The 24,619-nt window shown below is 46.2% G+C and carries 22 protein-coding genes; 14 read left to right on the forward strand and 8 right to left on the reverse strand.

Annotated features, from left to right (window positions below; genetic code table 11):
• Positions 1 to 62 precede the first annotated feature (62 nt).
• On the reverse strand, positions 63 to 1,415 hold the full coding sequence (locus ViNHUV68_RS15740; RefSeq protein WP_391091468.1) for an extracellular solute-binding protein: 1,353 nt from the start codon (positions 1,413 to 1,415) through the stop codon (positions 63 to 65).
• A gap of 340 nt (positions 1,416 to 1,755) precedes the next feature.
• Between ViNHUV68_RS15740 and ViNHUV68_RS15745 the strand changes: the two genes are divergently transcribed.
• Together ViNHUV68_RS15745 and ViNHUV68_RS15750 are read left to right on the forward strand one after the other, a co-directional pair.
• Positions 1,756 to 2,805, forward strand: coding sequence for a LacI family DNA-binding transcriptional regulator (locus ViNHUV68_RS15745; protein WP_038173405.1), 1,050 nt, complete (start codon positions 1,756 to 1,758; stop codon positions 2,803 to 2,805).
• A 9-nt stretch (positions 2,806 to 2,814) separates the two neighbouring features.
• Entirely contained in the window at positions 2,815 to 4,500 is a 1,686-nt protein-coding gene (locus ViNHUV68_RS15750; protein ID WP_391091470.1) for an alpha,alpha-phosphotrehalase, read from the forward strand.
• A gap of 85 nt (positions 4,501 to 4,585) precedes the next feature.
• Here the strand turns inward: ViNHUV68_RS15750 and ViNHUV68_RS15755 are convergent, their stop codons facing one another.
• Positions 4,586 to 5,491 carry a DMT family transporter gene (locus ViNHUV68_RS15755; protein WP_038173407.1) on the reverse strand — a complete coding sequence of 302 codons (906 nt, stop codon included), beginning with the start codon at positions 5,489 to 5,491 and terminating at the stop codon, positions 4,586 to 4,588.
• Positions 5,492 to 5,613: 122 nt separating this feature from the next.
• On the opposite strand from ViNHUV68_RS15755, the gene ViNHUV68_RS15760 reads away from it, so the two are divergent.
• From ViNHUV68_RS15760 to ViNHUV68_RS15780, 5 genes are all read left to right on the forward strand, one after another.
• Positions 5,614 to 6,096: a MarR family winged helix-turn-helix transcriptional regulator gene (locus ViNHUV68_RS15760; RefSeq protein WP_038173408.1), complete on the forward strand. Its 483-nt coding sequence runs from the start codon at positions 5,614 to 5,616 to the stop codon at positions 6,094 to 6,096.
• A gap of 31 nt (positions 6,097 to 6,127) precedes the next feature.
• On the forward strand, positions 6,128 to 7,270 hold the full coding sequence (locus ViNHUV68_RS15765) for a sugar diacid recognition domain-containing protein (protein ID WP_391091473.1): 1,143 nt from the start codon (positions 6,128 to 6,130) through the stop codon (positions 7,268 to 7,270).
• 135 nt (positions 7,271 to 7,405) lie between these two features.
• Positions 7,406 to 8,671 carry an SLC13 family permease gene (locus ViNHUV68_RS15770; RefSeq protein WP_391091474.1) on the forward strand — a complete coding sequence of 422 codons (1,266 nt, stop codon included), beginning with the start codon at positions 7,406 to 7,408 and terminating at the stop codon, positions 8,669 to 8,671.
• Positions 8,672 to 8,680: 9 nt separating this feature from the next.
• Complete coding sequence (locus tag ViNHUV68_RS15775) at positions 8,681 to 9,817, forward strand: glycerate kinase (RefSeq protein WP_391091476.1); 1,137 nt, start codon at positions 8,681 to 8,683, stop codon at positions 9,815 to 9,817.
• 183 nt (positions 9,818 to 10,000) lie between these two features.
• Positions 10,001 to 10,261: a DUF5062 family protein gene (locus tag ViNHUV68_RS15780; RefSeq protein WP_391091478.1), complete on the forward strand. Its 261-nt coding sequence runs from the start codon at positions 10,001 to 10,003 to the stop codon at positions 10,259 to 10,261.
• A gap of 158 nt (positions 10,262 to 10,419) precedes the next feature.
• Here ViNHUV68_RS15780 and ViNHUV68_RS15785 read toward each other — a convergent pair whose 3' ends face one another.
• Positions 10,420 to 11,298 (reverse strand): LysR substrate-binding domain-containing protein, encoded by an 879-nt coding sequence (locus tag ViNHUV68_RS15785; protein ID WP_391091480.1) that lies wholly within the window; start codon positions 11,296 to 11,298, stop codon positions 10,420 to 10,422.
• Positions 11,299 to 11,390: 92 nt separating this feature from the next.
• On the opposite strand from ViNHUV68_RS15785, the gene ViNHUV68_RS15790 reads away from it, so the two are divergent.
• From ViNHUV68_RS15790 to ViNHUV68_RS15800, 3 genes are all read left to right on the forward strand, one after another.
• Positions 11,391 to 12,353: a nitrilase-related carbon-nitrogen hydrolase gene (locus tag ViNHUV68_RS15790; RefSeq protein WP_391091848.1), complete on the forward strand. Its 963-nt coding sequence runs from the start codon at positions 11,391 to 11,393 to the stop codon at positions 12,351 to 12,353.
• A 262-nt stretch (positions 12,354 to 12,615) separates the two neighbouring features.
• Positions 12,616 to 13,026, forward strand: coding sequence for a GNAT family N-acetyltransferase (locus tag ViNHUV68_RS15795; RefSeq protein WP_391091482.1), 411 nt, complete (start codon positions 12,616 to 12,618; stop codon positions 13,024 to 13,026).
• 153 nt (positions 13,027 to 13,179) lie between these two features.
• Complete coding sequence (locus ViNHUV68_RS15800) at positions 13,180 to 13,638, forward strand: GNAT family N-acetyltransferase (RefSeq protein WP_391091483.1); 459 nt, start codon at positions 13,180 to 13,182, stop codon at positions 13,636 to 13,638.
• Positions 13,639 to 13,816: 178 nt separating this feature from the next.
• Here ViNHUV68_RS15800 and ViNHUV68_RS15805 read toward each other — a convergent pair whose 3' ends face one another.
• On the reverse strand, positions 13,817 to 14,410 hold the full coding sequence (locus tag ViNHUV68_RS15805; protein WP_391091485.1) for an NAD(P)H-dependent oxidoreductase: 594 nt from the start codon (positions 14,408 to 14,410) through the stop codon (positions 13,817 to 13,819).
• A 275-nt stretch (positions 14,411 to 14,685) separates the two neighbouring features.
• On the opposite strand from ViNHUV68_RS15805, the gene ViNHUV68_RS15810 reads away from it, so the two are divergent.
• Positions 14,686 to 15,183: a MarR family transcriptional regulator gene (locus ViNHUV68_RS15810; RefSeq protein ID WP_391091487.1), complete on the forward strand. Its 498-nt coding sequence runs from the start codon at positions 14,686 to 14,688 to the stop codon at positions 15,181 to 15,183.
• Between the two features lie 152 nt (positions 15,184 to 15,335).
• Here the strand turns inward: ViNHUV68_RS15810 and ViNHUV68_RS15815 are convergent, their stop codons facing one another.
• A complete protein-coding gene (locus tag ViNHUV68_RS15815; RefSeq protein ID WP_391091489.1) occupies positions 15,336 to 17,183 on the reverse strand; it encodes a M3 family metallopeptidase in 1,848 nt (615 codons plus the stop codon).
• 342 nt (positions 17,184 to 17,525) lie between these two features.
• Between ViNHUV68_RS15815 and ViNHUV68_RS15820 the strand changes: the two genes are divergently transcribed.
• On the forward strand, positions 17,526 to 18,701 hold the full coding sequence (locus tag ViNHUV68_RS15820) for a lytic polysaccharide monooxygenase (protein WP_391091491.1): 1,176 nt from the start codon (positions 17,526 to 17,528) through the stop codon (positions 18,699 to 18,701).
• 313 nt (positions 18,702 to 19,014) lie between these two features.
• Entirely contained in the window at positions 19,015 to 20,727 is a 1,713-nt protein-coding gene (locus ViNHUV68_RS15825) for a S8 family peptidase (protein WP_038173427.1), read from the forward strand.
• Positions 20,728 to 20,783: 56 nt separating this feature from the next.
• Here the strand turns inward: ViNHUV68_RS15825 and ViNHUV68_RS15830 are convergent, their stop codons facing one another.
• Entirely contained in the window at positions 20,784 to 21,266 is a 483-nt protein-coding gene (locus tag ViNHUV68_RS15830; protein ID WP_038173428.1) for an Lrp/AsnC family transcriptional regulator, read from the reverse strand.
• Between the two features lie 119 nt (positions 21,267 to 21,385).
• Between ViNHUV68_RS15830 and ViNHUV68_RS15835 the strand changes: the two genes are divergently transcribed.
• Positions 21,386 to 21,985, forward strand: a complete 600-nt coding sequence (locus ViNHUV68_RS15835) for a LysE family transporter (protein ID WP_391091494.1) — start codon at positions 21,386 to 21,388, stop codon at positions 21,983 to 21,985.
• Between the two features lie 140 nt (positions 21,986 to 22,125).
• On the opposite strand, the gene ViNHUV68_RS15840 is transcribed toward ViNHUV68_RS15835, so the two are convergent.
• Both ViNHUV68_RS15840 and ViNHUV68_RS15845 read right to left on the reverse strand, forming a co-directional pair.
• Positions 22,126 to 22,371, reverse strand: a complete 246-nt coding sequence (locus ViNHUV68_RS15840) for a DUF3297 family protein (protein WP_100751681.1) — start codon at positions 22,369 to 22,371, stop codon at positions 22,126 to 22,128.
• A 90-nt stretch (positions 22,372 to 22,461) separates the two neighbouring features.
• Positions 22,462 to 24,447: a U32 family peptidase gene (locus ViNHUV68_RS15845; protein WP_391091496.1), complete on the reverse strand. Its 1,986-nt coding sequence runs from the start codon at positions 24,445 to 24,447 to the stop codon at positions 22,462 to 22,464.
• Positions 24,448 to 24,619 lie beyond the last annotated feature (172 nt).

Below are 24,619 nucleotides of genomic sequence, written 5' to 3' on the forward strand. Positions count from 1 at the left end.
GTCTACAAATTGAACTAACACAAAGCCGATAGAAGAAGTTCCTATCGGCTTTAGAGCGCGGATTATTTCAATGCATCCCAAGTGGCTTGCACATCGTTGGCGACATCTTGCGCAGCTTTGCCGCCACTGTAATCGACCATGCCTGTCCAAAAAGCACCTGCGCCGATCTTGCCTGGCATCAAGTCTGAACCATCAAAGCGGAAAGTGGTGGCTTGAAGTAAAATCTCGCCCTGTTTTTTGAGCGTGTCATTGCCGTAAGCTTCGACGTTCGCCCCTTTATGTGGGGTTAAGAACCCTGATTGCGCCATCCAAATTTCATGGGCAATTGGTGACTGGAGAAATTCCATAAAGGCGCGAGTAGCTGGGGAGTCTTTGGTAATACTCCACATCGTTCCAGCGCCAAGCACAGGTTTACCCAATGGTTTTGATTCGTAGGACGGGAAGTAGAAGAAGTCGACATCGGTGCCGAGCTCTGTGCCTTCAGGAAAGAAGCTTGGGATAAACGAAGCTTGGCGGTGCATGTAACATTTTACCGGAGAGGTAAACATCCCTTTGGGTGAATCGCGGAAGTCGGTTGCGGCCACGGCGCGTGATCCGCCATCGACATAGGCATCATTACGCACGAACCAACCAAACTCTTCGATGGCGTTAACCACTTTGGCGTCGTTAAATTTGAGCTCGTTGGTCACCCATTTATCGTAGTCAGCGGGCGATTGAGTGCGAAGCATCATGTCTTCAACCCAATCGGTTGCAGGCCATCCAGTTGCACCACCTGAGCCTAAACCAACACACCAAGGCGTTTCGCCATCTTTAACGATTTGTTGGGTGAGCGCTTTTAACTCTTCCATGGTTTGCGGTACGTCATAACCTGCGTCTTCAAAGTTTTCAGGTACATACCAAACCAAAGATTTCAGGTCGACTTTATAGAAAAATCCGTACAGCGCCTCTTTGCCGTCTTTACCTTTGAATGTGCCAAGGTCAACCCAAGACGACCCCGCGGCATAATTGTCATTCAGCCAGTCCGCCGTTTTTGGCTCAAGTGGTGTTAAGAAACCTTTGGAGGCCAGATCCGCAGCTAAGCCAGGCTGGGGGAAAATAGCAATGTTCGGCGCACTGCCAGCCTGAACATCAATCGCAATTTGCTGCTCAAAAGAGTCTGACCCCGAGTAATTTACCGTTGCGCCTGTGGCTTGCTCAAAGTAGGCGAACACGCTTTCAACGAGCTCTTTATCTTCGGTTAACCATGGGCCAAAAATGGTCACTTGTTGCCCTTTTAAATCTTGGCTTTTAAGGGCTTCATAGCTCTGCCAATTAAAGCGAGCATCTTCGCCGGGAGCGTATTTTAAGTCGGCAGCTAGGGTCGGGAAAGAAAAGACTGCGACTGCAATTGAACTAGCAAGTAGAGTGGATTTCATTGGTCAGACTCCGTGTATTCAGATACTTAGTAAGCGTTTCTTGTTGTATAACCGAGCGTCTTGTACCTAATTGTGATAGTGATTTATTAGGCTCATGTCTTAATCGATTAAGCTATCAGTAATCAAAATAGGAGTTGACGCTAAAGCTGCTCGTTTTTTGCGCGCTTGTTGTGCCTTCGATCAAACTTTAAGCCGAAGATTTGTATGAAATATGACCGCACTCACACTCACTTAATGCTGATTTTTGCGCGAGTACTTATTTTTACTTAATCGTTTTAGACTTTAGGTAAAGATTAACTATCTTTGCCTATAGTTGTTGCGTAATGGACGATTTCAAACGATGCAAAACAAAAAGCCAACACTTAAAACAGTAGCTGAACATCTCGCGGTTTCAACCGCAACGGTGTCGAATGCGTTTAATCGTCCTAACCAGCTGTCCAAAGCGCTGCGCGACAAGATTTTATTTGAATGTGAACGGCTTGGTTACACCGGGCCAAGCAACGCAGCGCGCAGCTTAAGAACAGGCAAAACCAGTGTGATCGGTGTGTTGCTGGCGGATAATCTGGCGTATAACTTTACCGATCCTGTCGCCAGTGAGTTTCTGACTGGCATTTCCAAAGTGCTTGATGCCGCGCACGTCAATATGCTGTTGCTGCCTTCAAAAAGTGAGAATTATCAAAACACTCAGGTCGAGAGTATTCCTGACAGCTTTATCGTTTATGGCAAGCCGATCGACACCAATGTGATTACCCATATTGTGCGTCAGCATAAACCTGTAGTTGCGGTGGATTTTTGTCTGCCGAACTTTCCATCGATTAATATTGATAATCAACATGCGGCTTATCAAGTCGCCAAACACGCGATTCACCGCCCGGATGACAACGTGATCATTCTCGGTCTGCGTTTGGAGCCCTCGACGTCGCTTTGTCTCACCAGCTTTAATCATCTTTATTCCAGTGAAGAGTCAGTGTCACGTTGCCGCTTTGAAGGCTACAAACAAGCAATGCAAGAGCGCGGCAATCTGCTCAGTGTTGAAAAGGTGTGGCAGATTCATGATCTTGAGATCTCGAGCCTAAAAACCATGCTACGTGGCACGTTAACGGCTCCGGAAAAAGTCGATGTATTGTTGTGTATGAGCGATAAAATCGCCCTGGCAGCGCTTGATGTTGCCAATGAAATTGGCCTGACCATGCCGGACGATATTCGCATTGTTGGCTTTGATGGCATTCCCATCGCAGAGCGGGTTGGACTGACGACTATTGAGCAGCCGATCATGCAAAAAGGGCAACTGGCGGCGCAGATGGCGTTGGGTCAAATAGCGCCAGATTCGATTCAGCTTGAGAGTAAATTAGTGATTCGAGCCAGCAGTGAACGTTTTCCTAATCAGTAAGGAGGCACTATGAACAACCAGCAGTTGGCGAAGCGTTGGTGGCACAACGCCGTTGTGTATCAGATTTATCCGCGCAGTTTTAATGATTCAAATGGCGATGGCATTGGTGATATCAAAGGCATCATCGAAAAACTTGATTATATTCGCGAGCTTGGGGCTAATGTGATTTGGCTGAGCCCAGTTTACCAGTCGCCAATGGATGATAATGGCTACGACATCTCTGATTATCAGAGCATCGCGCCCGAGTTTGGCACCATGCAAGATATGGACAGGTTAATTGCCGAAGCGGATAAGCGCGGCATCAAAATTATGATGGATCTGGTGGTCAATCATACCTCTGATGAGCATCCTTGGTTTGTCGAGTCTCGTGGTTCAAAAGACAGCCCTAAGCGTGACTGGTACATCTGGAAAGATCCCAAATCGGATGGCAGTGAGCCAAATAACTGGGAGTCGTTCTTTAAGCCTAAAGCTTGGACGCTAGATGAAACAACAGGTCAGTATTACCTGCATATATTTAGCGATAAACAACCTGATTTGAATTGGGCCAATCCTGAAGTGCGTGAAGCCGTTTACGAGATGATGCATTTTTGGCTTAAAAAAGGTCTTGGCGGCTTCCGTATGGACGTGATCAATATGATTGGCAAACCGTCAGATTACCCAGATGCGACGATTTTTGATCAAGGTGTTGCAGGATGGGAACATTGGTCAAACAATTTATTGGTTCACCAGTACTTGCGGGAAATGCATGACAAAGTACTGAAACATTATGATGTTTTGACCGTGGGTGAAACGCCTTTTACCACCACATTGGACGGCCGTTTTTACTCCAATCCGGCGCGTAATGAGATCAGTATGATTTTTCAGTTTGAGCATGTCAGCATTGACCGAGAAGAGCACAACGCGGTCAAAAAAGATTTCGATCTGGTGCAATACAAAGAGATCATGACGCGCTGGCAAGAGGATTTGTACCAAAAAGGTTGGAACAGCCTGTACTGGAGTAACCACGATCAGCCGCGTACGGTATCACGTTATGGGTGCGACTCAGCTCAGTATCGAGTTGTCAGTGCAAAAATGCTGGCGACGGTACTGCACATGATGAGCGGCACGCCGTACATCTATCAGGGCGAAGAGATCGGTATGACCAACAAACACTTCAATAGTATCGATGAATTCAACGACTTGATGGCGAAGTTCCATTATCAAAAGATGATCGCGCGTGGTGTGAGTGATCAAGACGCTATCGCATTTCTGAATGATTTTTCTCGAGATCACGCTCGGGTCCCCATTCAGTGGAATCACCAAGCCAATGCCGGTTTCACGTCAGGTACGCCATGGTTGCCACTTAATGATAACTATCAGCACATCAATGCCGAGCAAGCGGTCAGTGATGCGGATTCTATTTATCACCATTACCGTCAGTTAATTGCTCTGCGCCAAGGCGACGACTATGGTGATGTGATTGTTTACGGCGCGCACCAGCTACTCGACCCAGATGACAGCGAAGTTTACGCCTATCGACGCGAGCACCAAGGCAAAACTCTGCTGACGATTGCTAATTTCACTGACAAGTCGCTAGAGAGAAGTTATCAAGGTAAAGTCACAAACCAGCTTATTAATAATGGTGTAGGCGTTGTTGATGACTTAATAAACCTGCAACTTCAGCCTTACCAAGCGCTGGTGGTTGAAATCGTCTAAACGGCGCGCGTATAAGACAAAATAAAATGGCATGGCTTAACAACCATGGCATTTTTACACTGTAAACAGAGGCGATCGATTGAGTTTATTTGGCTTTTTGCGCGCACGGTGTCAGGCGCATTTTTTTTGCTCTTAGCCTAGTCAATACTTGCGGTAGTAGTGACATCGCAATCATGCTCATCATTAAGCTGTATTGAAATAGGCTGAACGATTCGCCCAGTAACAACAAGCCTGTGACGATCCCTGCAATCGGATTGGCAATACCGCCAAAGGTAAAGTCGACCACAGACATGCGTTGTAATAACCACACATACAAACCGTATCCGAGCGCAGTATTGAGTATGACCAGCCAGCTCAAGCCAACAAGATTGAGCATCGATAAGTGGCTCAATATTTTGCTGTATTGTTCAGGAGCGATCACGGCTTGTAGGCCAGAGGCGACAGATAAAATCGCACCACCAAGAATCAATTGCCAAGTCAATACCGTCCACCAATGGATGCGATTGCCCAATGATTTGGTCAAGGTACTGCCGATAACGATACAGGTAATCGCACCTAGCATCGCGATAAGTCCGATAGGGTTAAGGCTGATTGAACTAGGATCAAACAACATCCACGCCAATGCGATTAATGCCACCCCACTTAACGATTGAACATTATTTGGTCGCTGTTTACCGCGGAGCCAATGATAGAGCATGGCAAATACCGGAACCGACACCATACCAACGCCGGCAATGGCTGACGGTAGATTTAAGGCCATCACAAAAATTAAACCAAAGAAGGTGGCAATATTAATCAGCCCAAGTCTGAGCAAGATTGGCCAATCGCTTTTTTGCGGCAAACTTGGCTTGATTGCCAGTAGCAGCAATCCGGCCGGTAAAGCTCGGATGGCACCAAGCAGCAACGGCGGCCAATCTGTCAGGGCATATTGTGTCACCGCGTAGGTGGTTCCCCACAAAAACGCAGGGATCATAGCAAGTAATACATTCATGTTAATTATCTTTATGTGAAGATAGTTTGATTAAAATGTACGCTTAAAGTTGCTGCTTGTAAAGTATCTTTATATTAAGATAACTCTTCTATTGTTGTTAATACCTGTGGAGATTAAACGAAATGGATGCGATTGACCGCGTTGTAGGCCAATGGGCGGCAGAGAAACCAACGTTAGAAACAGAACCCATGGCGATCATGGGACGCCTGATGCGCGTGGCGAAGTATATGGAAGCTGAAGTCGCTCAGTTGCATAAATGTCACGACCTTAAGCCAGGGGAGTTTGATGTTTTGGCGACTTTGCGTCGTAGTGGTCAGCCTTACCGCCTGACGCCTTCTGAGTTGATGGGCTCGATGATGCTGACTTCAGGGGCGATGACCAACCGACTCGATAAACTGGAATCTAAAGGGTTGATTGCTAGGGCGCATAGCCAGTCTGATCGTCGCAGTGTAACGGTCGAGCTATCGGCTGCCGGACTGGCGCTGATCGACACCTTGATAGAACAACACGCCGCAGTGCAAGCCAGTTTGGTTTTAGGGCTGAATAGCGAACAAAAAGCGCAGCTCAATCAAACTCTTAAAGCTTGCCTAGCGCAGTACGAATAACCTTGTCCACCTGTCTAATGGAATCGGTGTTATGCAGTTAAATAGCTTGATCGCTCGGCAAATTGTCGAGCGAGCGACAAACATCATTAAATATCCTGTGAATGTGATGGATGAAAATGGCCAGATCATTGGATCAAGCGATCCATCGCGTTTATATCGGACTCATGAAGGGGCTTTGCTCGCTATTCACGACAACCGCACCCTTGAAATTAACCACAGTGTCGCCAGTACGCTCAGTGGTGTTAAAGAAGGGATTAACCTACCGATTGTGTATCAAGACAGTGTGATTGGTGTGGTGGGCATCTCGGGTAAGCCTGAACAAGTGCGAAATTATGGTGAGTTGGTCAAGATGACGGCGGAGCTGATTGTCGAGCAAGCGGCGTTAATGGCACAGATCCAGTGGAATAAACGCCACCGTGAAGAGCTGTTATTGCAACTTATTCAAGGGTCGACCCTCAATGAAAATCAGCTGCTATCGATAGCCGAGCGGCTCGATCTTGATTTATCTCAGCCGCGGGTTGCCGCAACAGTCAAGGTGATTCCAAAACCCGGAGAGCCACTAACTTTGGAGCAATTGCAACAATTAGTCCATCTGTTGGAGTACCCAGAAAGAGACAATATTGTCGGCATTGTTTCTGTGTCGATGAACGAGGTTGTCGTGCTAAAGCCGGTGACGGTGGTGGAGGGGACGTGGAATAAAACGGAGGAGAAAAAGCGGGCCAAGCGTTTGCTCAAACGGATTGCTCAACAGGCCGACTTCTCTGTCAAAATCGCCATGGGAGAGTATTTTGCTGGGCTTAGCGGGTTATCTCGATCTTATGCCACTGCCAAAGCGACCTTAGCGTGCAATGCAGAGAGTAAAGAGTCGATCCTGTTTTATCAGCAGCACAAGCTATCGGTATTGATTGATGGGCTGAAACAAGACGACTGGCGACGAGAGCAGTTGACGCACCCGCTCGATAAGTTGGGTGAGAAAGACGCAAAAGGTGTGCTGCTTAAAACCCTCAAGGAATTTTTTGCTCAGGATTGCGATCTGGCTCAAACCTGTGCAGCTCTCCATATTCATCGCAATACGCTACGCTATCGCCTAGAAAAGATAGAGCAAATTACTGGTTTATTTATCAATAAGTTAGATCATAAAGTTCAACTCTATCTAGCGATAAAATGCTTATAGTTTGACTATCTAAATTGTGCGTTTGCACAATTGCCATCTCCCTTGTGTGGGAGAAATTTGTTATTTTGCATAAAGAATTTCACGCTAACTGCTTCTACTCTGCAGGCAGTTAACGAAATAAACGGAAACAGCAAAATGATAGAAGTCTCTACGCTCGGAGCCTTGACGGCCTTAGTCGTCGCCATTGCTCTGATCCTCAAAAAAGTACCGCCTGCGTATGGCATGATTATCGGTGCGCTTGTCGGTGGTGTTGTCGGCGGCGTATCGCTTACAGATACCGTGTCACTAATGATCGGTGGTGCGCAAGGTATTGTGACTGCCGTGCTGCGTATTCTTGCTGCTGGTGTATTGGCTGGCGTATTGATTGAATCTGGCGCCGCGACCTCGATAGCGGAAACCATCGTTAAAAAAGTCGGTGAAACGCGCGCGTTGTTAGCACTTGCTATCGCTACGATGATTTTGACTGCAGTGGGTGTGTTTGTCGATGTCGCCGTTATTACGGTTGCGCCGATTGCTCTCGCGATTGCCCGCCGCGCAAATATCTCTAAAACGGCGATTCTGTTGGCCATGGTCGGTGGTGGTAAAGCGGGTAACGTGATGTCACCCAACCCAAATGCTATTGCCGCGGCCGATGCGTTTAATGTGCCTCTTACCTCGGTGATGGCGGCAGGAGTGATCCCAGGTTTATGTGGTTTGCTGCTGGCGTATTTCATCGCTAAAAAATTGGTTAACAAAGGCACTAAGGTCGAGGCCAGTGAGGTTGTCGAAGTTGACCACTCACGTTTGCCAGCTTTTAAGGCGGCCATTGTGGCTCCTTTGGTGGCGATTGCGTTGCTGTCATTGCGCCCGATTGCAGGAATTAACGTTGATCCGCTTATCGCGTTGCCGCTTGGTGGCTTACTTGGCGCAGTGGTGATGGGTCGATTTGCTGATACAAACCACTTCGCGGTTGCCGGTCTTAGCCGCATGGCACCAGTGGCGGTCATGCTACTGGGCACCGGTACACTTGCCGGCATCATTGCTAACTCGGGTTTAAAAGATGGCCTTATTGATGTGTTAACGGCATCAGGCTTGCCATCGTTCGTCTTAGCACCTGTTTCTGGTGCGATGATGGCATTGGCGACTGCCTCAACAACGGCGGGCACGGCTGTGGCGGCGAGCGTCTTTAGCAGCACCATTTTAGAGCTGGGTGTACCAGCATTGGCGGGGGCGGCGATGATTCACTCGGGTGCGACGGTCCTTGATCATATGCCACACGGCAGCTTCTTCCATGCCACAGGCGGCGCGGTACACATGGATATTCGCGAGCGTCTCAAGCTTATCCCTTATGAATCGGCGGTAGGTCTAATGATCGCCTTTGTTTCAACCATGATGTTTGGCGTATTTGGCCTGTTTGTTTAAGGATTTCTTATGAAAATTGTAATTGCTCCAGATTCTTACAAAGAGAGCCTCACTGCGATGGAAGTGGCGACGGCGATTGAAAACGGCTTTAAGCAAGTCTTCCCACAGGCGAACTGCATTAAATTGCCAATGGCCGACGGTGGAGAAGGAACGGTTCAATCCTTAGTTGATGCCACTGGGGGAGAGATTGTTAACGCGTTGGTCACAGGCCCACTAGGTCAAACGGTAGAAGGCTTTTATGGCTTACTTGGCGAAGGTACGACGGCAGTGATCGAAATGGCGGCGGCCTCGGGCTTACACCTAGTTGAGCCAGTGCAGCGTAACCCTCTTTTGACCACCACCTACGGCACCGGCGAGCTGATTAAAGCGGCGCTAGATGCTGGGGTGACACACATAATTGTCGGTATTGGTGGCAGTGCGACCAACGACGGCGGCATGGGGATGGCGCAGGCGCTCGGCGCACGTTTTATCGATAGCAATGGCGCAGAGCTCGGTTTTGGCGGCGGTGCATTGGCTCAACTGGCTAGCATTGATTTATCTGGTTTAGACCCACGTTTGGCCGCGATTAAACTTGAAGTCGCTTGTGATGTTGATAACCCGTTGTGCGGTATAAAAGGCGCATCGCACGTGTTTGGACCACAAAAAGGTGCGACGCCAGAAATGGTCGCCCAGCTAGATGCAAACCTTGCCCATTACGCGCAAGTGATTCATCAAACCAATGGAAAAGAGGTGATTGGCCAAGCGGGTGCAGGGGCAGCGGGCGGTTTAGGCGCTGCGCTATTGGGCCTCTTTGACGCCGATCTTCGCCCTGGCATCAACATTGTTATGGACGCGGTGAACCTTTGTGAAGTGGTGAAAGATGCCGATTTGGTGATCACTGGTGAAGGTCGCATTGATAGCCAGACGATTCATGGTAAAACACCGGTTGGTGTGGCGCGCACAGCGAAAATGTACGATTTGCCAGTGATTGGTATCGCCGGCAGTATCGCTAAAGATTGCCACGTGGTGCATGAGCATGGGATTGACGCTGTTTACAGTGTGGTGCTCGGTGCAACCGATTTGCCCACCGCACTGAAAGAAGCGGCGTTTAACGTTGAAATGACCTCGCGCAATGTGGCCGCCACATTGGCAATGACGTTTAAGTAAGCCTTGCGCTTCACTCTGACTAACGGTCGCTATTTAGCGGCCGTTTTTTTGATCGCCAAGCTTAAATACAGGGATATTTAGGCTCGATAATCTAGCAGCTTAACGAATCTGAAAGTGACACAAGCAAGTGAAGCCTTCAATTTGGTATACTGACCATTCTACTGATATTAAGGGTGACAATGTATGTCAAAAACCGCGAAACTCTTGAATGAAGACAAGTTGGTAAAAAAGGCATTAGAGGTTGGTGTCAAGATGGCAAAGATGCAGGGGTTTGATTTACCTATGTCGCCACAACCGGTTAAAGTTAAAGCGATTTATCTATTTTTGGTTGATGCAAAACAAATCACACCACTGCCAGAGAGTAAATTAGACGGTGCCAGTATCAAACATCGTTTAGCACTATGGATACATAACGCCCTGCCTGATAATGATCCTTTAAAATAGGCACTACTCGTATCAACTGTCTGTCGTTACAGCGGTGGAATGAATAACAAAGGCGAGCCAACAGGTTCGCCTTTTCTGTATGTAAACTTAACCCTAACCCTAACCCTAACCCTAACCGTTATCAATCGATGATAGCGGCAAAGAAGCATGTGATTCAATTAAGGGCGTAGGGCTCGATTCTGCTCTACAAATTGAATAAAGTTATCTCTCGCAAGGTTCTCTAACTGTTCATTCCAAATTAGACCAACATCCCACGAGCTATTTTCTCCTGAAAGTTCCCAAAAAGCGACGTGCTCATTCGCAATATTCTTGACACTTGCTGGAACAATAGTGAAGCCCAAATTTGCCGATACCAGCGCCAACAGTGTTTGAATATCATCAGCCTCTTGAGCAACGTTCAGTTTTTTCTCATGCTCTCCCAATAACATGTTTATTTGTTGGCTTAGACCCATGCCTCGTTCAGGATTGAGCTGTAAATAATCGATTGAATCTAACGAATACCACAATTTGTTTTTGTCTATGATTTGGCTGTTATGCGTCGCTATTACTAGGTAATCTCTCGAGAGCTTCATCCCTTTCAGCGGGGTAATAGCAGGAAGTCGACTAAAACTGAGCTGAAGTTCTCCTGAAAGCAACGCCTCCGACTGGTTTTGAGATGGTATATCGTTGAGTGTAATATGGATTTCTGGGTACTTTTTTTTGAATTTAGCTATGTAACCTGGTGCCAGATGGTAAGAAGAGATACCAAAACCTATATTGAGATTTCCTGCAATTCCCTTGGCGACTCGTTGGGTTAAAGATTTATAAGACTCAAAATTCGACACAATACGTTGCGCTTCAGGTAAAAGAGCAACTCCTGCCGCAGTAAGACTGGCACCTTGTCTTCCTCTTTCAAATAATACTACCCCACAAAAAGCCTCAAGACGTTGAATCTTCTTAGTTAAAGCTGACTGAGTGATATGTAAGTGCTCTGAAGCTACTCGATAGTTACCATCTTCTGCTAATTGGCAGAATGTGCGTAAATCACCAAAATCCATTCCGCTTGCTCATTAAATATAGGAATTTTATTCATTATACGGAATTAAAAGAGCTTTTTAAAATGATTGATATTCACTAAGTAAAAGGAACAATCATGAAAGATATCCGTGTTGCTACTGTTCAATTTAACCACCATGCGAACGATAAAAACTACAACTTATCGCTCATTCAAAGTTACGTAGAAAAGGCGGCTAAACAAGAGGTGAAAATCATCGCTTTCCCTGAAATGTGTGTGACTGGTTACTGGCATGTTTCGAAACTTCAAAAGTCAGAGATCTATGATTTGTCAGAATTCATCCCACAAGGGGAAACTACTCAACGTTTGCTAAAAATGTCTGAAAAATACCAGCTCAGCATTGGTGCAGGTTTAATTGAAAAGGATGAGGACGGAAATCTTTATAACTCTTACGTAATGGCAATGCCTGATGGTCAGATAGCCAAACACAGAAAGCTGCATACGTTTGTCAGTGAACACATGAGTAGTGGGAGTGAATATACTGTATTTGATACACCACATGGATGCAGGGTGGGGATTCTTATTTGCTGGGACAATAATTTGGTAGAGAATGCACGAATTACAGCATTAAAAGGTGCCGATATCCTAGTTGCTCCTCATCAAACAGGTGGAACCAACTCACGCAGCCCAAATGCGATGGGGTTGATTGATCCCCAACTTTGGCATAACCGCAAGCAAGATCCAGAGTCGATTCGTTCTGAAATGCAAAGTTCAAAAGGAAGAGAATGGTTAATGCGTTGGCTACCCTCGCGTGCTCATGACAATGGCATGTTCCTGATCTTTAGCAACGGTGTTGGGGTTGATATGAATGAAGTTAGAACGGGTAATGCAATGGTACTCAATCCTTACGGAGAAATTATCGCAGAAACTGATAGCGTTGATAACGATATGGTTATTGCAGATCTGAATGCAGAACAACTAGATATGTGTACAGGTAAACGCTGGATCAGAGGTCGTAGACCTAATCTCTACAATCCCCTAACAGTTGAAGGGAACGAATTAACGCCTTATCACGCGAGGTTTTCGGATCAGAAGTAGATGGACCAACTGTTCTGAACAGTCGCGATGCTAATAATGTGTTGGCCTTAACTTAACTAGAGGTTTTATACTTCTTTTAAATCGAACATACCAACGTTTAAGAGTGATTCCAAACGCTTGCTAGTTTCGTTTCGATCGAGTGTGGCAAACGCTGTCACAGCTTAACACAGCGTTATGCATACTAATCAAAAATACACCTAACATGTTTATTTACACAGTTGTCATGTGTATGATCCGAACGTAATAAAAGGAACTATAGATAATGACATTAAAATACGAAGCAAAAGTCCCCAGTCCATCAGAGTTTTGTGAAATGCGAGTGAAGGCGGGTTTGTCTCCAAAGTCGTTAAAGGCTGCCACCATTGCTTTGCCAAATAGCTTGTATGCCATCTCGGTTCGAGATGGTAATGCTCTGATTGCCATGGGACGTGTGATTGGAGACGGCGCATGTAATTTTGAAGTAGTGGATGTTGCCGTTGATCCAGACTATCAAGGTCAAGGGTTAGGCCGAAAGGTTATGGAGCACATAGATGACTATTTGTCGTCGGTTGCCTTAGAAGGCTCTTATGTTTCAATGATCGCAGATGAGCCAGTATTCTACGAAAAGTTAGGGTACAAGCTTGTTTCCCCATCTAGCCAAGGAATGACGAAGAAATTTAAGCCGCACGCATGATAGTTTAAGCAGATTCGTAAGGCTTGGCACTTTCGGTTTGAGTCAACTTTTAGTGCCTACAGCACAATAGTTGAGGTCGGTGGTAGTGTTGCCCACTACTTAGTTGGCCATTAAGTGCTTAAATGCCCCCATTCATCAATTGAAGGATTAATTTTGATTATTAGAGAAGCAAACGTAGACGATATTTCGCGATTACTATATTTAGAACAATGTGTTATAGACGCTGAAAGACCATATAACTCTTCTTTAAAAGATAAGTCAGCGCACTATTACGATATAGAAAAGCTTATCTCATGTTATAAATCGCATCTGTTGGTTGTAGAGGTAGACAGCGAGATTGTTGGCACAGGTTATGCTCAAATACGTGACTCTAAGCCCTCTTTAAAGCATGAGCAACATTGTTATCTAGGTTTTATGTATGTATCTCCAAACTATCGAGGCCAAGGGATTAATTCTAAGCTAGTAAGAAAATTAATTGATTGGAGTAAGGGAAGGGGTATATCCGATTTTTATCTTGATGTGTATTCAGAGAATGACTCAGCGATTAAAGCTTATGAAAAAGTTGGCTTTAAAGGCGGGTTATTAGAAATGAAGCTTTGTCTTACAGAGTGAGGCAATGCACCTTAGTAACCCCCCTTGAAAGGGAATAACACAATGGGGCAGTGCTGTGCTCGCCAATCACAGTAACTGATTAGCTCGAGTTCACAACTTTGTTAACCAACAATAATAGAGGCACCTAAACCGCTCGAAAAACAGACGGGCTTTGCAGTTATAGGTGCGATTGATTATTTTACATACCGTAGCGAAATGCTTTCCCCGTAGAGGCCATTTCACGGTGTACCGGAGCTAGTGCTTGAGAATAACTTGCAAGCAACGCCATTGTATACTGACTACGTTCGTACATTTTTTGATCAGTACACTGGTGGTCAATCGTTAGCAGTTCTTCTATATTGCGAAAGATTAGATGATCCGGTAAGAAACATGCGTGGTTGTTCTTACTACCTGTCATGCGTAGCTCACTGATAGGGTAAACGCCATTAACACTAGCAGACACACTCACCAGTAACGCTGGCTTATGAGCAAGTTCTTCATCTGTTGTTAGCAGCAAAAAATTCTTAAGTGCAGGCGTCGCCATTCCGTGCCACTCAGGGGTGATAAAAATCACCGCATCCGATTGTTTAAGCATTTCGGAAATTGGTGTCCATTGCTGCCATTGTTCGCTTTGCTGCCAAACTCCTTCGTTCCAAAATGGTAGGTTGAGTTGATGCAAGTCCAAAATATTCGTCGTCTCGAAGTGCTCTGAAGCAAGTGATGCTAAATAGCGTGCGACGGATAGACTTTGTGAGTTTGCACGTTGGCTACCAGATACAATTGTAATCTTCATATTAATTCCTTTTTAAAGAGTGAGAACAAAGCCATTCGGCCTATTAGGTAAATCAGTTCCATAGGGAGTCGCCACAACGATAGCCATTAGGACAAAAATCGGTCCGATAGTACTGGTCAAACCGATAATCTTTATCTGATGAAATCCGTTCATATCTGACGCCTCGATAAATTTCCATAAAAGTATCTTTCACGAAAGATACTTTTTGTAAAGTAATTGGTATTTGAATTATGATCAAGTATCTTTTTGAAAAGATATTTACAACGGAGATAAAAATGTCATCAGATAGCGTTGATTCTATTCTGGCTCAATGGAAAAGCGTCAGACCCGATCTGGACTGTTCCTCGATGGGTGTCGTTGGGCGTCTACGGCGTACGAGCAATGCCTGGAAGAGCAAGATGGATAAGGTGTTCAAAGAGCATGGATTGAGTAGTATCGAGTTTGATATCTTGGCGACGATGCGTCGAAGTGATCCTTCTGGTATCACACCAACAGAGTTATACAAGACACTAATGCTCTCTTCAGGTGCCGTCAGTACGCGTTTGGAGCAGTTGGTAAAAAAAGGCGTGGTAGAGCGTGTTTCAAGCGAATGCGACCGACGCAGCTGCAAAGTCATCTTGACCTCAAAAGGTGTTGAGCTTGTTGATACTACATTAAACGCTCATATTGATAACATGGATAATATGCTGAATGTATTGACTAAAAAAGAGCAACAACAGCTCGCCAGTTTACTATGTAAAGTGTTGGCTTATAAAGAAAGCGATACAAGATAGTAAAGCTGGTTCAATATTGCTGCCGTTTGGAACAAGTAACAATTGGTATCATTGTAATCTCCAAACTCATCATTTAAGTTCTTGAGATCTCGCTGAACAACATTTTGGGTACAAAAACGGTCGCCAATTGCGACCGTTTCTCGTTAAGTGACTTAGCAGCCGTAATTTTGATAGATGTAGCGTTCAAACTGCTGACACATTTGTTGATCTGAACGGGTGTTGCTGGCCAGTTCGTTGTTGCCATCGACTACTTTAATCGTGGCATTCAAAGGGGCTGGCTCGGCTCTTTGACGTGTGGCTAACTGATCGATTTTCTGTTGCTGCTGCAACCAGGCTTGCTGTGGTGATAAGTTACATTCATCAGCAAGGTACTTGGCGTTAAAACCTTCACCCGTCAGACTAACGATGGTGTCGTTATGTGAGCGTTGGTTACCCGCATGCCAGTAATGTTTTGCCAGCAAAGGGCCAATTTCTGGGTTGTCAGTCAGGTAGCCAAACTTATCTAAGAAATAGGCGCGAGTTTGGTAGACCGCCATGTGCGCAAGCAAGTAACCGTGATAAGCACAAGACGCCTCATCAGACAGTAAATGAGGAATAGCCATCAGTGGGCGTGGGCTACACTCTAGGCCTAAAATCCGTTTTTCACAGTCGCGGGCGAGCGCGGTAATTTTCTCAGGGGTAAGGTCGCCATCACTCATCTGGTACAGCGCGGATTCAAAGTAAGGCACAACCAAGATACTGCGCTCTTGATAGGCTTTAAAAGGCTGATTACTGTTGATCATCGCTTGGATGATCTCGTCTGGTACCGGATTACCTTTGGCATCTAACGCGTATTGTTTGAGCCAGTCGGCGTCGTTTAACAAGCTATCGCAGAACATCGACTGGGTTTCGGCGTAGGCCATCGAGGTTGGCGCAAACTCTTGCGAGAAGCACGGCGCATTCATTTTTACGTTGGCAAAGTGCGCGGCGTGCCCACCTTCATGGAATAGAGTATTGATACCATCATAACCACTGCCCACTTGATCGGGCTTGGCATTGCTGGTGAAGTTGACCTTAGCGGCCACCCACTCATTTTGATTGTAAAATGACGGAATCGGCCCGTGACAGAAGCCATTTGGGTATTTGCCTTTTCTGTCGAGTAGATCCAGCGTCAGTTCGGCGCCAGAATAATCAATATTTAAACGACCAAACGACTCTACCCAGCGACGCAAAGATTTTGAGAACGGCACGTAAGGGTCAAGCTCTCGCATCACATCGCCAGAGTAGGAGTAGACAAAATTGTGCCCTTTGAGTGCATCCAACCCTTTCTCTTGGGCGAGCTTTCCCAAACTGGTGAGATTGGTTTCGCGGGTGCGCTGCTCAAAATCATCCAAAATGCTAAACAGCTGTTTCGATGTCATTTTTTCTGTTTTAACAACCGAGTACTCAAAGAAATTGCTGTAGCCCAATGAGCGAGCAAACTGGTTACGTAGTTTAACCAGTTCAATCAATCCGTTATGCAATAACCATTGCTCAAGATCGAGCAGAGCTTGGTGAGCAGATCGACGAACGCTTTCATGGTTATTGGTACGAATCGTTGACGCCAGTACTGGCAGAGAGCCTTCGGTCACATCGCCATGTTCATTGCTGAAGGTTAAGACGTGTTTTTGCTTCTTCTCAAACAGATCGGTTTCAAAAGCGATCAATTCGTTTTTCAGCTGCTGCGCTTGTTCACCTTCGATAGCATGCGCTTGAAACGTCGCTAACCAGCCTTTTAGGCCCGTTTGAGTGCTGTGCCTTTGCTCGTGATCGGTGATGTGCTCTGCGGCTTCAAGTTGCTGTTTAATTGCGCTAATTTGCGTGGCGTCACTTAGAAAATGGGTCCATGCCGTTTGCGCTTGAGTTGAGCCTTCGTGGTCATCACTGATGCCCATATAGGTCTGCCAAAAGAAGTCTTCTTTGCTGCGGTGGATGGTGAGATAACGTTGATTGAGATCGTTTAAATATTCGGTCGCGGTCATTTGGATCCTTCAAATGGTGGCTTAACTGGAGCCTGAATTATGCCATGCTTCGGCGATGATTAGGAATCTAGATGAGTATTCACCAACTCATAAGTCGTAAACAATGTTCTACGTCAGCAGCTTTGGGTCTGAGTCAACGGCGATGCAGTCGCAAACAGAATTTGAAGTGACTCGAAAGAGTGTGCGTGTGGCAGCGGTTTTCGACAAAAATGTTGGAAAGCAGGCAAAGATCTAACAATTCATCTGGCATATAGGGCGCATAAAACGCGTTTATCCTGCTAGCTTTGAGTGGCAAACCAAATAATTGTTGGTTGGCGAGTTGGCTAAATATAAGGATAAAACATGAAAATATATACCTCTTTATCACTACTTGGGCTCAGCACTTTAGCGGGGCTTAGTACGTTTCACGTCAGTGCCCATGGTTGGGTCGAATTTCCTAACGCACGGCAAAACATCTGTTACCAAGATGGTGGTTTCTGGACCAATGAGATTCCTAATCCAGCGTGTCAGGCAGCGTTTGATCAATCCGGTGCTTATCCGTTTGTGCAACGCAGCGAAGTGTCAGCCAATGTGGCGAACTACCGCGATATGGCACACGTGCAAGCGATAGTTCGAGATGGTGAGCTATGCTCGGCGGGCGATTCAGCTAAAGCTGGGCTTAATGTTGTTTCTTCTCACTGGCAACGCACCGATGTCGCGTTAGATGAGAACAATCAAATAGATTTCGTTTTCTATGGCAAAGCGCCACATAACCCTTCTTATTGGCAATTTTACCTGACTAAGGCAAATTACGACTCAAGTCAGCCGCTCACATGGAATGACCTTGAATTAATTGATAGCGCGGGCAACATTGCAATTGATGAGCAGAAACGTTATCGCACCAAGGTGACTTTCCCTGCAGGGCGTTCTGGTGACGCCATTTTGTATACGCGCTGGCAGCGTGTGGATGCTGCGGGAGAAGGATTTTATAACTGCAGTGATATCACTTTACGTGGGAGTGGCACCCCTCCGACTGACCCAACAGACCCAAGCGATCCGGCGAACAATCTGACCGCACTGGGCTATTTTGTCCCCCAAGGTTTTGGTCCGGTAGAGGCGGGCGATACGATTCGTTTTCGAACCTTTGACGCAAGCGGCGCTGAAATAGTCGATCTCTCTTTAGCGATCAGTACGAATAACACGACGACGTGGGCGGCGGAGATGGCCGATCAATTTAACTCGCAACAAAACGGTGATTGGTATGTGGGGATTTGGCATCAAGAAATGAAGCACTATATGTTTGATAGCAACAACATCTATGCCAATCAGGTGTTAGCACCCAATGATTCGTTTAGCTATGCATTGTCGTTGATCAAGGCTGACACACCACCACCAACCGAACCAGATAACTTATGGCGTAAAGAGGCGGTGTACAACGCAGGCGATGTCGTCACCCACAACGGCCGTGAGTGGACGGCGCAATGGTGGACCACAGGCGAAGAGCCGGGAACCACGGGCGAGTGGGGCGTGTGGCGTTAGTTTTCGATTCATATCAAGCCAAGCGGCTGACCTGTTCGGTTAGCCGCTTTTTTTGCACATAGTGTGATTATAACGTGCAAAGTAAAGTCCAATGTTTATTGTCTAATCTATTGATTACAAATAACTTTCAGTATGTCGGTTGGTATTAATTATCAATAGGTTTGTTAATAGAATGTGTCTCAAACTTTAGCGAAAAAAAACCGTCCTCAGTGAGATCTTGCTATAAATAAATTGATTTCATGAATGCTATTCAATGTGTTGCAATTTATCTTTTGTGCGCTTTTTAAGCACAAATAAATAGGATGTAACAATAATGAACAATGGATATAAACTTTCTGCTGTCACGTTAGCTATTTTGGCTTCTGCGTCAGTGTCTGCCAACGTCAGTGGCAACCCAGCTCCCGTCAACTCGCCCGTCATTACCAATGTCAAAGGGACCATCGTTGAAGACTACACGCCGCAAGCGCCCGCACTCGGTATGTTCACGATGCGTATGATGAGCGACAGCGCTGACAATCGTGGAGACTGGTTTAATTTCTCGGCTAATGATTCAAGTGTCCAAGGTGTCGGTGCAGACTATGTGTACGACTACCTGTTGCCACCGCTTATGCCACAGCCAGTGATTGTGGCTGTGTTAGATTCAGGTGTTGATGTTGAACATCAAGATTTAAAGAACAAACTATGGACTAACCAAGACGAAATTCCCAACAACGGCATTGATGATGATGGCAACGGCTATGTAGATGATGTTCACGGCTGGAACTTCCTTGGTAACTCACTCGGCATCAACGTTGACCATGACACACTTGAAGTCACCCGCGAATACAAAAAGTATGTGGATCTGCAACAAAATGGTCACTGGATTCCACCGAAAAAACGTATCTACTACCAAGAGGTGGAAAAAGACTACCTTGAGTCGGTCGAATACAACCAAAATGCGCTTGATCAAGTTCAACTTGCGACTGAGCAGGCCAATCAATACCAGCAGCAAATACTCGACTTGGTTGAGCATGATGATTTCACCGTGGCTGGTCTGCAAATCTTGCTGTCCAATGCAAATCCTGATGTGGTCAGTGCGACGCAAAACTTGTTAGCGGTTTTCGATAACTGGTATTCATTTGACTACCTAGAGTCGCGCCGCAGCCGTTATCAAGACGCTTTGGATTATCACTATAATCTCGATTTTGATCCTCGTGCTGACATCGTGTTTGACGACATCAACAATCCTTGGGAAAAAGGCTATGGTAACAACGATGTGAAGGGTCCAGTCGGTTCTCACGGAACGCACGTCGCGGGCATCATTGCCGCCGAGCGTGGTAATGGCGTCGGTATTGATGGGGTGGCTGACTACGCACAAATCATGGCTGTGCGTGTGGTGCCAAATGGTGATGAGCGCGATAAAGACATTGCCAATGCAGTGCGCTATGCGGTTGATAATGGCGCTAAAATCATCAATATGAGCTTTGGCAAGAGCTACTCTCCGCGCAAATACATCGTAGATCACGCGTTTCGCTATGCGGCGCGTAAAGGCGTGCTGATTGTCCATTCTGCTGGTAACAGCCGCAATGATAACGATATCAAACCAAGCTTTCCAAACCGCTACTCAGTTCACTATCGCTCTAAGCCAATCTCAACGTGGCTGGATGTTGGCGCATCGGCGAAATATGCCGATAACCAGCTAGTGGCAAGCTTTAGTAACTTTGGTAAAGACTCGGTTGACTTGTTTGCTCCGGGCTACCGGATCTTGTCGACCACGCCAGGTGATACCTATGGCGCGAAAAGTGGCACTAGCATGGCCGCCCCCGTTGTTTCAGGTGTCGCCGCACTGATTTTGTCACGCTATCCAGACTTGTCGGCTACCGAGCTTAAAGCGTTGTTAATGAACAAAGCTCGTACGTACCCACAGCTTTTGGTCAACAAGCCATCGAGCCCAGCTGATTTAGTGCCGTTTAGTGACTTATCGATCACTGGTGGTATCGTTGATGCCGAAGCGGTTTTTGAAACGTTGCAAGGGCAAGGCCACTAAGGCGTGGCATTAAACCTAGAAACCTAGAAACCTACAAGGCTGCGTTTGCAGCCTTTTTAACCAATCGGCAGTTGAAAGGTACTTTTGATCTCTTTAACTGATATATTGGACTGAATCGCACTGACGCCTTTCACGCGGCGCATCGAGCTGATGCGTTCAAAGTATTCGTCTAAATCCTGCGCTACGACCTGCACAATATAGTCAGCGCCGCCTGCGATGCAGTGACACATAAGAATCCAATTGTTCTCTGCGACAAAGTCCTCAAACGGCTCGGTATTTTCTACCTCATGGCTACCCAAGGTGACAAGAGTAAATCCCGAGACTTGAAAGCCAAGTTTCTTACGATTGAGCCGCGCGGCATAACCTTCGATGTAACCTTCATCTTCCATGCGTTTCCAGCGTCGCCAGCACGGCGTTTCACTTAAGTTGACCGTTTCGGCGAGCTTGCTGTTACTCATGCGGCCATCGCGTTGAATATGGCTGAGAATGGAGAGGTCGGTGTTATCTAGAATAAATTTGGTGGATTCTTTCTTTTTCATACTAGCTTTAGAAATATCTTGCTCATTGATGGCTAAATCATAACGTAGATAGCAACTTTATTCCTGCCTAGTTAAGTAGACTGTTGTGAAATTTAAATCATAACCTTAAGAGGGAGCCAATGAGTGCTCAACTGATGACAGCGTTTCTGCTGTTTTCGATATCCATTTCAATGACGCCTGGGGCAGGCAACATTGCGCTGATCGGGCTGTCCAGCCGTTACGGCTTTAGCGCGACATTGCCATTTGTATTGGGTAATGCGGCTGGGGTTATCGCTATTTTGGTTGGAGCCAGCGTGGGTTTAGTCGGACTGTTTAACCTTTATCCCGACGTCTATACCCTATTAAAGTGGTTGGGTGCTGCGTACTTGCTTTATATGGCTTGGGGTATCGCTAACATGGAACTCGATGGCAACAAGGTGGTAAAAAAATCAGGCTTTACCTCCGGGGTGCTGGTGCAGATCCTCAACCCTAAAGGTTGGGTGGCTTCGCTCACGGTATTTTCTCAGTTTGTTTCACCGACCGACGATTACCTAATGCAGGTGGTGGTTATTATTAGCGTGATGGTTGTGACGGGGGTGCTTGGTATGCTCGCTTGGGCTTATTTTGGCACTATACTCAATCGGTTGGTGCAAGCGCCGCATAAAATGGCCTGGGTGAACCGTGGTTTTGGCGGTAGTCTTGCGCTGGTGGCTTTATTTGTCGTCAGTCAGCCAGCGTAAACACGCTCGTTGAGTCGATTATTGAACTCGCTTTCAGCCCACAACCGCGCTATTTGGCACTGCGGTTGTGTTGCCTTTTAACTAAAAAAGCCTGCGTCGTGGCAGGCTTTTTATCGTCTTGAGGGCAAGAAGCTGTCGACTTAGACGTAGTACGCTTCTACTGTTCCTTTAAGTTGGATCAGCATTGGGTTGCCGTAGCGATCTTTTGCTTTTGGCGAGGCAATTTTAACCCAACCTTCGCTAATACAATACTCTTCAACGTCAGTGCGCTCTTTACCGTTAATACGAATACCGATCTGGTGATCGAAGCACTCTTTAACAAAGAAAGGGCTGCGAGGGTTACCCGCTAGGCGGTCTGGAAGCGCTGGTTTAGTCGTATCGTTCATATTTTGAGACCTTGAAGTCATTAAAAAAAGTGCGTCATTGTAGTCATAGCTTGGCTGGCATTCAAGTACTGGCTGACTTCTAATTGGCGTTTACAGCCCTTTGTGATACTGAGCATTTTCGGTTGGACAAATGACCTGATCTAAATCGGTGTCGACATGAGCTTGCGAGAGAAAGCCGAGAAATGTCTCAATTAACATCACTTTGCTGACTGACAGTTTGGTTTCTGTTTGGATATCACGTAGGTCAATCAACACATCGGTAAACTGTTGTGGTAAGTCGCGCAGCAACGCTAAGTTTAGAACATGTTGCTTAGCGTAGAGCGAGTTGTGGCTGCCTTTGTGTTTTTGTATCACGTAAGAAGCGTCTTTTAAGTTGATGATTGAAGTGTGTTTCTCGCAGCGCTTTAAGCAGCCTTTATTAACTTTGAGTTTGCGACACCCTGCCGTCGTTTGAAACAGGCATTGGCGGCTAGTTAGTAAGGTGTTGGGGTGATAAATGCTGTAATAACTGCGCATGCCGGTTGGCCGTTTAATATGACGCATCTGCTTCATATTCAGTTCGTTTGAAATGAAGGCACCACTGGCGGCAAACTCTTGTTGCAAACATTTGAGCACGTATGAGTTGGTGGTATTCATCTGCGGCCCTGCTATCCAGTTTAATCCTAGCTGTTGGGCCAACATGCCGACCCCTGAATTATTGGTTATTAAAAGTGCTGGCCTGATGGCGACTAACAATTCTCGTGCAGCTTGGAAGTCATCACCTATTAAGATGGCTGGAAAGTAAGGTTTCAGATGGGGGTGTGTTTGGAACAGCTCAATCATCGCACTCAGCTCGGCTGCCAAGCCCATCGGCAGTTGGTAGTAGAGCTCAATGTCATTGTGTCGGCATAGTGTCACATCTGTTTTGCTAGCAATAAGCACCGACAGTTTTGGTGGTGTGATTACCGATTCCGCTTGCGGTAATGTGGCCAAAATGGGCATGCAGGTTGCCCCTTTTAAGCGCCGATTGGCAGCGGGATCGGATGTGATGTCAAAAGACGCGGTTTTCTGCGCCACGTTCTGGATGATGGTGGTTTTATCATCGTAGAGTTTCTTTTTGACTCGCTGCACATCTTCAACACTTTGGCACTTTTCAATATGGGTAAAGTGGTTGACTGCATGATCTCTGGGGTTATCAATGTACATGTCTCGGCCAATGTTGCCGTGAAGAAAAGCGTTAGAGAAATCGCGGTTGAATACCGTGTACAGTGCGCGGGTATCATGGCAAAGTTTCACCCCCTGACACAAGCGGTCGATTTGTTCACGCCACTTGTCGACCACAGTAAAAACGTAGTGTGATTTCTTGATTCTTCCTTCCACTTTGAGTGAGTAAACTCCCGCATCGGCAAGGGCGGCTAAATCACTAAACGCAGAGTTATCTTTCAGGTTGAGTGGGTAGTTGCTGCCCGTTTGGGTGGTTTGATATTGATCTCGACAAGGTTGGCTACAACGACCGCGATTGCCAGACGCCCCATTGCGCGCCGAACTGATGTAACAGATACCTGAGAAGCCAATACAGTAAGAGCCGTGAACAAACACTTCCATCATGACATTGTGTTGGCGACCAAACTCAGCCAACGGTTTGATCTCATTGATATTTAGCTCTCGAGACAAGTTTACCCGACTGGCGGTCAGTTGATTTAAAAATTCAATCTGGCCTTCATTATGCGTATTGAGTTGAGTAGAAGCGTGCACATCTAGATTGGGAAAGTGATGTTTAAGGATATAAGCCAAGCCAAGATCTTGCACAATCACACCATCAATTTGAGTGGTATTGAGTTGATTAAGCAAACGAACAATGGCTGGAATTTCACTCTCGAGAATCAGCACGTTAAGCGTAATGAAGATCTTACATTGGTGCTGGTGGGCTAAGTTGATCACACCGTTTAAGTTGTCTAGGGTGAGGTTGGTGGCCCGATTACGCGCATTAAAACGATCCAAACCACAGTAAATGGCGTCTGCCCCTGCGGCAATGGCGGCTTTAATCGACTCTAGATCACCACCTGGTGCTAACAACTCAAACTGATCGCGTGTCACTACTCATCTCTTACTTGAACAAAAAAATAGGCAGGTATCTTATGCGCTTCTGCTTATCAATGTAGTGGAAGTTAAGCCTTTATTAATCTGAATCAACAAATGGGCTCAGATCTGAAAAGATGTGTTTAGGGTTGCATTTGTCTTTAATTGCTATAGTGTTATACCTATATAT

Origin of the sequence: Vibrio sp. NH-UV-68, from assembly GCF_042940635.1 — a bacterium.
Classification (GTDB): Bacteria; Pseudomonadota; Gammaproteobacteria; order Enterobacterales; family Vibrionaceae; genus Vibrio; species Vibrio pacinii.

What these genes read in the sequence shown, in the direction of transcription:
- ViNHUV68_RS15805 (WP_391091485.1), bottom strand. Translation starts at nt 14,410, where the DNA reads ATGAAGATTACAATTGTATCTGGTAGCCAACGTGCAAACTCACAAAGT.
- ViNHUV68_RS15780 (WP_391091478.1), top strand. Translation starts at nt 10,001, where the DNA reads ATGTCAAAAACCGCGAAACTCTTGAATGAAGACAAGTTGGTAAAAAAG.
- ViNHUV68_RS15840 (WP_100751681.1), bottom strand. Translation starts at nt 22,371, where the DNA reads ATGAACGATACGACTAAACCAGCGCTTCCAGACCGCCTAGCGGGTAAC.
- ViNHUV68_RS15795 (WP_391091482.1), top strand. Translation starts at nt 12,616, where the DNA reads ATGACATTAAAATACGAAGCAAAAGTCCCCAGTCCATCAGAGTTTTGT.
- ViNHUV68_RS15770 (WP_391091474.1), top strand. Translation starts at nt 7,406, where the DNA reads ATGATAGAAGTCTCTACGCTCGGAGCCTTGACGGCCTTAGTCGTCGCC.
- ViNHUV68_RS15745 (WP_038173405.1), top strand. Translation starts at nt 1,756, where the DNA reads ATGCAAAACAAAAAGCCAACACTTAAAACAGTAGCTGAACATCTCGCG.
- ViNHUV68_RS15815 (WP_391091489.1), bottom strand. Translation starts at nt 17,183, where the DNA reads ATGACCGCGACCGAATATTTAAACGATCTCAATCAACGTTATCTCACC.
- ViNHUV68_RS15775 (WP_391091476.1), top strand. Translation starts at nt 8,681, where the DNA reads ATGAAAATTGTAATTGCTCCAGATTCTTACAAAGAGAGCCTCACTGCG.
- ViNHUV68_RS15785 (WP_391091480.1), bottom strand. Translation starts at nt 11,298, where the DNA reads ATGGATTTTGGTGATTTACGCACATTCTGCCAATTAGCAGAAGATGGT.
- ViNHUV68_RS15755 (WP_038173407.1), bottom strand. Translation starts at nt 5,491, where the DNA reads ATGAATGTATTACTTGCTATGATCCCTGCGTTTTTGTGGGGAACCACC.
- ViNHUV68_RS15835 (WP_391091494.1), top strand. Translation starts at nt 21,386, where the DNA reads ATGAGTGCTCAACTGATGACAGCGTTTCTGCTGTTTTCGATATCCATT.
- ViNHUV68_RS15765 (WP_391091473.1), top strand. Translation starts at nt 6,128, where the DNA reads ATGCAGTTAAATAGCTTGATCGCTCGGCAAATTGTCGAGCGAGCGACA.
- ViNHUV68_RS15825 (WP_038173427.1), top strand. Translation starts at nt 19,015, where the DNA reads ATGAACAATGGATATAAACTTTCTGCTGTCACGTTAGCTATTTTGGCT.
- ViNHUV68_RS15740 (WP_391091468.1), bottom strand. Translation starts at nt 1,415, where the DNA reads ATGAAATCCACTCTACTTGCTAGTTCAATTGCAGTCGCAGTCTTTTCT.
- ViNHUV68_RS15810 (WP_391091487.1), top strand. Translation starts at nt 14,686, where the DNA reads ATGTCATCAGATAGCGTTGATTCTATTCTGGCTCAATGGAAAAGCGTC.
- ViNHUV68_RS15750 (WP_391091470.1), top strand. Translation starts at nt 2,815, where the DNA reads ATGAACAACCAGCAGTTGGCGAAGCGTTGGTGGCACAACGCCGTTGTG.
- ViNHUV68_RS15820 (WP_391091491.1), top strand. Translation starts at nt 17,526, where the DNA reads ATGAAAATATATACCTCTTTATCACTACTTGGGCTCAGCACTTTAGCG.
- ViNHUV68_RS15760 (WP_038173408.1), top strand. Translation starts at nt 5,614, where the DNA reads ATGGATGCGATTGACCGCGTTGTAGGCCAATGGGCGGCAGAGAAACCA.
- ViNHUV68_RS15830 (WP_038173428.1), bottom strand. Translation starts at nt 21,266, where the DNA reads ATGAAAAAGAAAGAATCCACCAAATTTATTCTAGATAACACCGACCTC.